The 9,823-nt window shown below is 72.4% G+C and carries 10 protein-coding genes and 1 pseudogene; 6 read left to right on the forward strand and 5 right to left on the reverse strand.

What is annotated here, in order from left to right; translation table 11 throughout:
• Window positions 1–213: 213 nt before the first annotated feature.
• The gene (locus tag DY245_RS47720; protein WP_128511286.1) at window positions 214–1,854 is read right to left on the reverse strand and encodes an FAD-dependent oxidoreductase; all 1,641 of its coding nucleotides are present in this window, start codon (window positions 1,852–1,854) and stop codon (window positions 214–216) included.
• Window positions 1,855–2,577: 723 nt separating this feature from the next.
• On the opposite strand from DY245_RS47720, the gene DY245_RS35920 reads away from it, so the two are divergent.
• From DY245_RS35920 to DY245_RS35935, 4 genes are all read left to right on the forward strand, one after another.
• The gene (locus tag DY245_RS35920) at window positions 2,578–3,522 is read left to right on the forward strand and encodes a quinone oxidoreductase family protein (RefSeq protein WP_128511287.1); all 945 of its coding nucleotides are present in this window, start codon (window positions 2,578–2,580) and stop codon (window positions 3,520–3,522) included.
• 165 nt (window positions 3,523–3,687) lie between these two features.
• Complete coding sequence (locus DY245_RS35925; protein WP_128511288.1) at window positions 3,688–4,626, forward strand: IclR family transcriptional regulator domain-containing protein; 939 nt, start codon at window positions 3,688–3,690, stop codon at window positions 4,624–4,626.
• Between the two features lie 102 nt (window positions 4,627–4,728).
• The gene (locus DY245_RS35930) at window positions 4,729–5,181 is read left to right on the forward strand and encodes a hypothetical protein (protein WP_128511289.1); all 453 of its coding nucleotides are present in this window, start codon (window positions 4,729–4,731) and stop codon (window positions 5,179–5,181) included.
• A 41-nt stretch (window positions 5,182–5,222) separates the two neighbouring features.
• Window positions 5,223–5,861, forward strand: coding sequence for a nucleoside/nucleotide kinase family protein (locus tag DY245_RS35935; RefSeq protein ID WP_128511290.1), 639 nt, complete (start codon window positions 5,223–5,225; stop codon window positions 5,859–5,861).
• A gap of 13 nt (window positions 5,862–5,874) precedes the next feature.
• Here DY245_RS35935 and DY245_RS35940 read toward each other — a convergent pair.
• A pseudogene (locus tag DY245_RS35940) lies at window positions 5,875–6,621 on the reverse strand (outer membrane protein assembly factor BamB family protein); the annotation flags it as partial.
• On the opposite strand from DY245_RS35940, the gene DY245_RS47725 reads away from it, so the two are divergent.
• Both DY245_RS47725 and DY245_RS35950 read left to right on the forward strand, forming a co-directional pair.
• Window positions 6,568–6,693: a hypothetical protein gene (locus DY245_RS47725; protein WP_280525043.1), complete on the forward strand. Its 126-nt coding sequence runs from the start codon at window positions 6,568–6,570 to the stop codon at window positions 6,691–6,693. The pseudogene DY245_RS35940 and the gene DY245_RS47725 overlap by 54 nt on opposite strands.
• 91 nt (window positions 6,694–6,784) lie before the next feature.
• On the forward strand, window positions 6,785–7,246 hold the full coding sequence (locus DY245_RS35950; RefSeq protein ID WP_181924027.1) for a type II toxin-antitoxin system PemK/MazF family toxin: 462 nt from the start codon (window positions 6,785–6,787) through the stop codon (window positions 7,244–7,246).
• A gap of 21 nt (window positions 7,247–7,267) precedes the next feature.
• Here DY245_RS35950 and DY245_RS35955 read toward each other — a convergent pair whose 3' ends face one another.
• From DY245_RS35955 to DY245_RS35965, 3 genes are all read right to left on the reverse strand, one after another.
• Window positions 7,268–7,810 carry a DUF1697 domain-containing protein gene (locus tag DY245_RS35955; RefSeq protein ID WP_128511291.1) on the reverse strand — a complete coding sequence of 181 codons (543 nt, stop codon included), beginning with the start codon at window positions 7,808–7,810 and terminating at the stop codon, window positions 7,268–7,270.
• A 51-nt stretch (window positions 7,811–7,861) separates the two neighbouring features.
• Window positions 7,862–8,461 (reverse strand): methylated-DNA--[protein]-cysteine S-methyltransferase, encoded by a 600-nt coding sequence (locus DY245_RS35960; RefSeq protein ID WP_128511292.1) that lies wholly within the window; start codon window positions 8,459–8,461, stop codon window positions 7,862–7,864.
• A 99-nt stretch (window positions 8,462–8,560) separates the two neighbouring features.
• The gene (locus tag DY245_RS35965; RefSeq protein ID WP_128511293.1) at window positions 8,561–9,445 is read right to left on the reverse strand and encodes a glycerophosphodiester phosphodiesterase; all 885 of its coding nucleotides are present in this window, start codon (window positions 9,443–9,445) and stop codon (window positions 8,561–8,563) included.
• Between the last annotated feature and the right edge of the window lie 378 nt (window positions 9,446–9,823).

Consider the following 9,823-nt stretch of genomic DNA (forward strand, 5'->3'; position numbering starts at 1 on the left):
CTCGCGGCTCGCGGCTCGCGGCTCGCGGCTCGCGGCTCGCGGCTCGCGGCTCGCGGCTCGCGGCCATGCTGCTGTTAGCGCCCTTCACCGTTGTCCGCAACCCCCTGGCTGTGATCTGTACTCTCTCCGGCGCCCCTACGGTAAATCAGCGCCGATGCGGAGAGGCGAGCAGGTGACGGGCGGGGAAAGGCGTGCGGGCCCGGAGCGAGGACCTCAGCCGTCGGCCGGTTTCCGGCGGGTTGCCTCGCTGATGCGGCGCAGGGCCGACGGTCCGAAGCTGAGGCGGCGGGGGAGGCGCCGGGGAAGGGGTTCGGGGCCGGGGTGATGGGGCGGGGGTGACTCAGGGGGCGGGGCGGCCGAGAGTGCGGTGGCCGAGGCGGCGGCGGGCAGTGCGGAGAGGGCGGAGGAGGCGCCGGTCGCGGCGGGTGGTCGCGGGGCGGTGGACGCTGCTTCGCCCGCTGACGGGGGACGGGGCGGGAGCGGCGAGCTCGGGGAGGCATCCCAGGCCGGTGATCCGCTTGCCGTCGGGCGCAGTCGTGCGGTGCCGCGGAGCAGGCCGAGTGCCGCGGAGGGGAGCAGGAAGGGGGCGGCGGGGGAGGACGGTGTGACAACGTCGACGTAGGCGCGGCAGACGGCGGTCCGGCGGGTGGGGGAGTGGAGATCGTCCCCGGTGGCCAGGGACCACGGTTCCTCGACGAGGCGCCCGATGGTGCGCTGCATCTTCCGGGCGAGCGCCGGATCGTCCATCCCGTGCCGTCGCACGGCCTCGCGCAGCGCGGCGGCACTGTGGGCGGCGAGGGACAGACCCTGACCGTAGTCGGGGCTGAGCGAGACCACGGCGCCGCCGAGCGCGATGAATCCGGTGGGCCAGGACGGCAGTTGTTCGTAGCGCCGCCGCCGGTTGGCCGTGTCGCGGGACAGCCGCACCTCGCTCAGCGGTTCGGCGTCGGCGATGAGATCGCCGATGGCGGAGTTACCCGTGCGGTGGGCGAACGGCACGAATCGGTTGGCGTGTTCGGACGGCCGGTCGTCCCCGGCGCCGGTGAGCGTGACCAGCCAGCGCCCGCCCTCGATCGGGACCAGCGTCGCCGTCCTGCCGGGAAGCGAGCGCGGGGGACCGGAAGGGCCGGGAACCACGCTGGTGAGGGCCGAACGGCAGGTGATCACGGGGGTGTTCTCCGTGCCGTCGGGGGCGCGGAAGATCCGGGTCGCCGAGACGATTCCGGAGTCCGAGACGTCTTCGCGTGCGGTGGGCAGCCCCAGTGCCGTCAGACGGTTCTGCGTGAGGGAGTGCCGGCCGGTGGCGTCGACGACGAGGTCGGCATCCAGCCGATACGTTGCGCCGTTGGCGGTATCCCGGACGCGCACCCCGGTGATGTGCTCCGCCGTGCCGGTCAGCTCCTCCGCCTCGGTTCCGTCGAGGACGGTCATCCCGGGGAGGGCCGGGACCTGTTGGCGGATGACCCGGTCGAGCAGATCGCGGGAGCAGGCGATCAGATACGGCGAGCGCGGCCGCCGGCCTAACCAGCCCTGCGGCGAGCGGCCGGTGAGCTCCGGCGGCATCGGCACCCGGCGGGCGCCCTCGGCCAGCCAGTGCTCGACGCTGCCGGGCAGCAGGGCGTCGACCATCCGGGCACCGTCCGCCGACAGCAGATGGGCGTGCCGGGCCTGCGGAAGGTCCGTGGGCAGTGCGGGAGTTCGCGGCAGCCGGTCCCGCTCGACGACGACGACATCGGCGTGTTCGGACAGCGCCGCGGCGGCGAGCATGCCCGTGAAGCCGCCGCCGAGCACCACGGCGAGGTACGGGTGGGTGAACTGGAGCCCGTTGCTGCTCGTACTGCTCGACGCGTTCATGGACAGTCCCTTTCTCGGCGGCGGGGAGCGGTTCCCCGGCGGGGGCGGGACACGTCCGGAAAGGGCGGTGCCACGTACGGGCGGGAGTGCCGGCGCGCGGCGGCGATGACGGCGTCGGTGGCGGCCGTGAAGGAAGCCGTCAACGACGACGGCAGGGACGCGGAAGCGGTCCGCAGGATGCGCAGAGGTGCCGGTGGAAGTGGTTGTGCTCGCTGTGGGTCCCGGCAGGCCGGCGCGAACGCCGGCCTGCCGCCCCCCGATTTCCCCATCATGATTCCCCCTCAGGCCGTGCCCGCCTTGCCCCGTGCACGGCCACGCCCTCCGTCACCCGCCCGTACCACCGGGTGGGGCGGGCGAGCACAACTGCCTCGCGGAGCAGGCTCTACCCCTGGGGACGCAGCCGCCACATCTGGTCAACGGCGGACACATTTCCGGATCGTAGGCGGCGGCGATCACATCCGATAGCCGGGTTTGAGCGAGAGACGCGTGGCAGCCACCCCGGCGATACCGATGGGTAGATCTGAAGCAAAATGGAGCAACCGGTGGAAATCGCTTCGCTGCTTTCTCGTGTCGCGAGAAAGCGGGCGGGAAATTCTCGTGAGGAGAAGAGCGAAGGCGCAGGAAGCCCCGGATGGTTGGCGCGAAATGATCGGAGTCCCGCGGTCCGGTGGGCGCCGTGCCTACCCTGTGCGGGCACCGCACCGGAAAACCTGAGGGAGAGTTGTGCGCGCGATTGTGATGCGAGAATTCGGTGGCCCGGACGTGCTGCGGCTCGAAGACGTCCCCGAGCCGGCGCCCCGCGGCGGCCACTCGCGGGTCGATGTCAACCTGGCCGGCATCAACTACGCGGATGTGCACGCACGGGGGGACTCCTATCTCGCGCCCGTCGAGCTGCCGTACACGCCCGGTAACGAGGTCGTCGGGACGGTGGACGGCACACGACGCGTCGTCGGGCTGTGCCGCGGCGGCGGATACGCGGAGAAGGCGCTGCTGCACCGCCGCGTCACCTGGGACGTCCCCGATGCCATCAGCGACGAACAGGCCGTCGCACTGGCGCTGCAGGGCAACAGCGCCTGGCATCTGCTGTTCACCTCGCTGCGCCTCACCGAGGGCGAGACCGTCGTCGTGCCGGCCGCTGCCGGGGGCGTCGGCTCGCTGGCCGTCCAGCTCGCCGCGCGCGCCGGGGCCAAGGTCATCGGCCTCGCGGGCTCCCCGGAGAAGCGCAAGCAGGCCGAGGAACTGGGCGCCCATGCGGTCGTCGACTCGACCGCCGAGGACCTGACGGAGCGCATCCTGGACGCGGCGGGTGGCCCGGTCGAGGCGGCGCTGGAGATGACCGGTGGTGTCACCTTCGCGCGGACCCTTGCCGCCGTCGCGCCGCGCGGCCGGCTCGCCGTGTACGGGTTCGCCGGCGGGGACCTGGCGAGCGTGCCGACCCGAGACCTGATGGAGCGGTCCATCACCGTCTCGGGCTTCTGGCTGCCACAGCTCTACGCGGACCGTACGGCGCTGCCGACGTCCATGCGGGCGCTGTTCGACGCGGTCGCCGACGGCTCCCTCAAGCCGCTGACCGGCGCCGTCTACCCGCTCGGTGAGGCGGCGCGGGCGCACCACGATCTGGCCGCCCGAACCCCGACCGGGAAACTGGCCCTCGACGTCGCCCGATAATTCCGGTAGCCCGGAACGCCGGTCGGGCACCACGGCTCCGGGAGCGCACCCTGGGGCCGTCCGCCGAGGACTGCAGCACCAGCCGCGGGCGATGAGGGTGTCGGCTCGCACCGGAAATGCCGTGCGCCTTCGGGCGCGGATCACTGCCAGGGGAGAGAGCACACGATGGGCAACAGCACCACAGCGTCGGGAGCGACGGCCGCGGCCGCCGCGCCCGCCTCCGCTTCGGGCACCAGCGCCATGGCGACGGGTACCCCGGGCCGCGCCAGGAATGCGCGCCAGACGCCCAAGGGCGCCTCGTCGGCGGGCTCCAGGACGTCGGGATCCGGCCATGCCGAGCGGGTCTTCCTCGTCCAGACGGCCTTCGCCGAACTCGGCGGATCCGCCCATGGCCCTGGTGAGATTGCCGAATTCACCGGCCTGGACGACTCCGTCGTCTACCGCATTCTGCAGTCCGGTATCTACCAGCGGATCTTCGAGCGCGTGGACCGCGGCCTCTACCGGCTGCGGACCTCGGCCGCCCAGCTCGCCTTCACCGCGCTCGACCACCGGCTCGACGGCGCGCAGACCGTGCTCCGCGAACTGCGGATGGCCACCGACGGCGGGCTGGCGTTCCTCTACATGGTGGCGCCCTTCTCCGGCGCGCAACGGCAGTGCATCGACATGGCCGTCGGCGACTCCGACCTCGCGGAGCTGGGCATGACGCCGCGCGATGTGCTGTCCGTGACGCGATCCCTGCGCACCGGCGCCTCCGGGCGGACGATCCTCGCCTACCTGCCGGAGGTGACCCAGCAGCGGGTGCTGGCCGAGCCCGTACCGGACCAGGCCGGACCCGGCGTCTACCGGGACAACGACGCGCTGCTGGACTCCCTCGCGGAGGTGCGCGACCTCGGCTACGCGCTCGGGTACGAGGAGTGCATGGCCGGATGGAACTCCTGCGCGGCGCCGATCATGTGGGACGGCTCGATCATGGGAGCGGTCCTGCTCCTCAAGCTCAAGTCCGTGATGCCGGTGGCCCCCGGCAGCGTCATCGAGGCGACGAAGGAGGCGGCGGCCGAACTCAGCCGCTACGGAGCCGCCCGGCCGACCGCGGACCACGTCTGAACCGCGGCAACCGGTCACCGGCCCGTTCATGAACCGGCCCGCTCTCCGACGGAGGCGCCGGCCGCCGCACAAGGAAGCACGAACGACGCACAAGGGGGTCTGATGGAAGCCGAGTTGGTGGCGCTCGCTACGGCGGGGGCGACGATGCTGGTGCAGCAGATGGCGACGGACGGCTGGGCGGCGGTCCGCGGCAGAATGGCGGCCTTCCTCGCCCGGCGCCGGGGCACCGCCGACGAGGAAGCGCTCGAAGGCGAGCTGGAGGTCTGGCGCGCCGATCTGGTCGCGGCCCAGGAGGAGGGCGACCAGGACGGGGTGGCGGGCGTGACCGCGGCCTGGAGGCTGCGGCTGCGGCGGCTGCTGCGCGAGGACCCCGCCGCGGCGGCCGAACTCCGGGCCCTGCTCGACGAGATGGCGCCCGAAAGGGACCGCCAGACGGTGCGGGAGGTGCACAACACCATCAGCGGTGGTGTGCAGCACGGCCCGGTGATCCAGGCCGGCGTCGTCTCGGGCGACGTCACCTTCCCCACCCCGCCGAACGGGCCGCTCACCGGCTGACGCGGCGCGCCCCGCGCCGCGCTGCCGGGCAGAATGGCGGGGTGCGGCTCGAAGCGATCACCTGGGAACGGCTCACCGACGCGCTCGCCGAGCGGATCGTCGCGACGACGGCGAAGGACGGGAGCCCCTGGCTGAGAGTGGCCGTCGACGGAGCTCCCGCCGCCTCGCCCGGCGAGCTGGCCGGCCGGCTCGCCGAGGCGCTGCGGGTCCGGGGGCGGGCGGTGCACAAGGCCGGCACCTTCGGCTTTCTGCGCCCCGCCTCCCTGCGGCTGGAGTACGGCCGCGAGGACCCCGACGCCTACCACGACGAGTGGTTCGACCGGCAGGCGCTGTGGCGCGAGGTGTTCCAGCCGCTGGACCCGGGCGGCACCGGGCGGGTGCTCCCGGACCTGTGGGATCCGGTGGCGGACCGGGCGACGCGCAGTGCGTACGTGGAACTGCCGCCCGGCGGCGTCCTGCTGCTGCACGGCCCGCTGCTGCTCGGCCATTGGTTTCCCTTCGATCTCACCGTGCATCTGAAGCTGTCGCCGGCCGCGCTCGCCCGCCGCACCCCGGAGCACGAGCGCTGGACGCTGCCCGCATTCGCCCGCTACGAGGCGGAGACACGGCCCGAGGAGGCGGCGGATGTCGTCGTACGGACCGACGATCCCCGCCGGCCGGCATGGAGCGGGCCGGCCTGAGCGCGTGGCCTCGGACGAGCTGCCGGATCTCGCCCCGGACGCGGTAGAAACCGCCCGAGGCCGCCGACAGATCATCGACGACATACCGCGCTCCGGCCCGGCGTATATGACGCGGGAACTGGACGTTCCAGGACGGTTCATAACCGTCGAAGACGACATGCACCCACAGCCGGCCGCCGTCCTGTACGCACTCCACCACGATCCCCGTGGCTGCGGCGGTAGCCACCGTCTGCACCGTGGCCGACGGGGTGTACGTGGGCAGCGCGGCCGCCGACTCCACATCCCGGGCGACCGAACCGTGCCCGACCGGGCGGCGGCGATCGCCGCGTCGGAGGCGTCCACACACACCAGGGATCCGTCGGTGGTGACCATGTAGAGCTTCTCGTCCAGATACTGCATCGACAGCGCCGATCCGCCGCCGGCGCCCAGCTTCCACAGACGGGTCCCGTCGACGGCGAAGCAGTACACCGAGGAGGCCGAGTCGCCTGCGAAGACATAGCGGCCGCCAGGGGCCGTAGACGACTGTGTCGCACCGGTACGTGGCCTCCAGCGCCCCGCCGTCCTTCGCCAGCCGCTGGACGACGCGCCGGTCGGTGCCGGCGTACACCGAGTGGTCCTCCTGCCGGCTGAACAGCACCGCGCCCTGGGCCGGGGTGTGCCACAACTCGCCGCTGCCGTCGGCGGAGTAGGCCGTCACTCCGCTGTGATGGCCGTGGTAGACGGCGCGTTCGTCCCGCCGCACCATCTCGCCGCCGCCGCCGCCGCCGCCGCCGCCGACGACGACGACGCCGACACGTTGTACGCGGCCCCAACGGCCTTCCCCCGCTGCTGAAAACCGTACGGCCGACCACTGACAATCGGTCGTCGAGCGCCGGGTGCGGACCGCTGATCGCCCTGTTCACGGCGGCGGTTAGCGTGAGGCCGTGACCACTTCATTCAATGCATCCGACGAGTGCGCCCCGCTGCCCGGCAGCCAGGGGCCCACCGCGACCGTGGAAGCCCGGCCGCGCTCCGTCGGCACCGTCAAGATGTCCTATGCACCCGACCCCGACGGCGACCCGGACCCCGGCGAGATCGTCTGGACCTGGGTGCCCTACGAGGAGAACGACGGGCGGGGCAAGGACCGGCCGGTGCTCGTCGTCGCCCGCGAGACGGGCGGGACGCTGCTGGCCGTGCAGCTTTCCAGCAAGCGGCACAACCACGACCGCGAATGGGTCCCCATAGGGGCCGGCCCGTGGGACCGCGCGGGGCGCGACTCATGGGTGGCGGTGGACCGGGTGCTGCGGGTGCACCCGGCCGGAATGCGGCGCGAGGCCTGCGCGCTGGACCGGGGCCGCTTCAACCTCGTCGTCAACCGGCTGCGCGAGCGCTACGGCTGGCGCTGACGGCCGGGGCGCCGGGCGAGGTCAGGCGTCCGCCAGGGCCAGGAGCTTGGTGACGGTGTTCCAGTTACGGGCGGTGGCCGTCACCCCGAGCGGGGCGCGGCCCACCGCATCGGCCAGCTTGGAGCGGCCGATGCCGTGCGGGCACCACAGATACAGTTCGCGCCCGATCAGCCGGAACTGATCGGGCGTGAACGCGGCCGGGTCGAGTGCGTCCAGCCGCGAGGTGTCGGCGGGCACCGCGGACAGGAACGTGACATGCAGGCTCTTGGGCTCCGGCACGGCCTGCGGGAACGGATTCGCGGCAACCGCGGCGGCCAGCTCGTCCCGGGTCCGGACCACGACCGGCACCGTCAGACCGAGCTCGGAGGCGATCCGGTCGTGGATCACCCGGGCCGTCTCCTCCGGCGGCGTACCGGGGTCGGTGAAGACGATGTTGCCGGTCTGCAGCAGGACGGAGACGTCCTTGAACCCCAGGGACTCGGCCAGCGCCAGCTGCTTCGCCTTGGGGAAGGAGTTGTGGCCCCCGACGTTGATGCCGCGGAGCAGAGCGATCTGACGGGACACGGTGCTGCCCTTCGTAGGAGCCGTCCCGGCGAGGACGGACGACGGTCGGAATCAGAAGAGCGGAGCGGGCAGCACACCTTCGAGGGCCAGCAGCAGGCGCTTGGTCTCCAGACCGCCGCCGAACCCGCCGATCCCGCCGTCGCTGGCCACGACACGGTGGCAGGGGACGACGACCGGCAGCGGATTGGAGCCCATCGCCGCGCCCACCGCACGAGCGGCGCCCGGATCCCCGACCCGGTCGGCGAGGTCCTGATAGCCGACGACGCTGCCGTAGGGGACACCGGCGGCCAGGGCGTGCAGGACCCGGGCGTTGAAGCCGGCGGACAGCGACCAGTCCAGGGGCACGGTGAAGGACCGCAGCTCCCCGGAGAAGTAGGCGGTGAGCTCGGCGGTGGCCATCGCCAGATGAGGTATCCCGGGGAGCGGCGGCCCGCCGAAGAACTGCTCCAGACGGGTCAGCGCACGCCGGGTCGTCCGCTCGTCGGCATGGAAGGCGACCTGGGCCAGGCCTTCCCGGGTCGCGGCCAGCAGCAGCGGACCGATCGGGGTCTCCAGACGGGCCCAGGCCCAGTCGCGCCGGGCCGTGGGCGTTGCCCTTGGCGCCGCGTCCGGTGCTGCCGCCGGCCCGGAAACCTGCTCTGCGTTCGTCACCTGATCAGGGTAGGACGCACCACTGACAATGTGACGGGGAACGGACCGGCGGCCGCCGCCGGCAGCCGCTCCCCGCCGCCCTCCGACGCCGTCCGGCGATCAGTCGTCGTCGCCCTCCAGCGCCTCGCGCACCACGTCCGGCTTGTTGGTGATGATGCCGTCGACGCCCAGTTTGGCGACCTTGACCGCGGTGGCCGGGTCATCGACGGTCCAGGTGTACAGGTCCAGCGGCCTGCGGTGCGGGCCCCTCAGCCCGTGCACGGCGGCGACGTACTCCGGGGTGACCGCCGTGTGGACGGGGTTGATCTGGTCGCAGTACTTGGCGAACTTGGGGAGGTCGGCGACGGAGGGGTTGCCGAGGAAGCCCGTCTTGATGTCCGGCCGCAGGGTGTGCACGGTCTTGATGGCATCGGCGTTGAAGCTCTGGATGATCAGGCGTTGTCTGACGTGCCCCTCGCCCAGCCAGCCCGCGCGGCGCAGCTCCCTGAGGGTCTGCAGCTCGATGCCGGGGTAGAGCTCCGGCGACTTGAGCTCCATCAGCAGGCTCTGGTCGTTGTGCTCGACCTCGTCCATGTAGTCCTCAAGGGTCGGCACCCGCTCACCTTCGAACTTCGGTCCGAACCAGCTGCCCGCGTCCAGCTTCTCGATCTCCCTGAGGGTGAAGTCCGAGACGTTCCAGGGGGAGCGGTCGGGGAAGACCTGCTCGACGTTGGTCGTCCGGGCGAGCGAGTTGTCGTGGAGGATGACCAGCTCGCCGTCCTTGGTGCGCTGGACGTCGTTCTCGACCCATTCGAAGCCGAGCCGGGCGGCGGCGTCGATCGAGGCGAGGGTGTTCTCGGGCGCGTACGACGAGGCGCCGCGGTGGGCGACCGTCAGCGGAGTGTCCCGCTGCGGTGCGGCCTGCGCGGCGGCTGTGGAGAGGGCGAGCGTGGACAGACCCAGGAGCGCACCGGCGACGACGGTGGCGACGGGGCGAATACGCATACGGACTCCTCGTGACGTCGTGGACGTGAGCTGACGTGAAGTGACGTGAACCGGGTCGGACGGGCAGAGGCTCGCAGCCGGGCCGTAGCAGGAGGCGGTCGTGCGGTGGCCGGGTGCTGAACGAGAAGTGGCCGGTGTTCCGTTTTGGAGCGACGCGTAGTTGCAGGATGCCCGGATTAGCCGTGCAACAGACGTACGCTCCGACGCCGTCCAACTTGCCGGAGCCGCGGCATCCGCGCATCTCGGCCGATGATGTGTCACCCGTCGTGCTTCTGACCGGTTTTGGCCGGGGCCGCCGGAAGCCGGGCCGCCGCGGCCGGCTCCGTGCGCGAGCGCGCCGCGGTCACGGGCCACCCGGACCGGCCCCGGGCCGGCCCG

This window comes from Streptomyces inhibens, from assembly GCF_003389455.1.
Lineage (GTDB): Bacteria > Actinomycetota > Actinomycetes > Streptomycetales > Streptomycetaceae > Streptomyces > Streptomyces inhibens.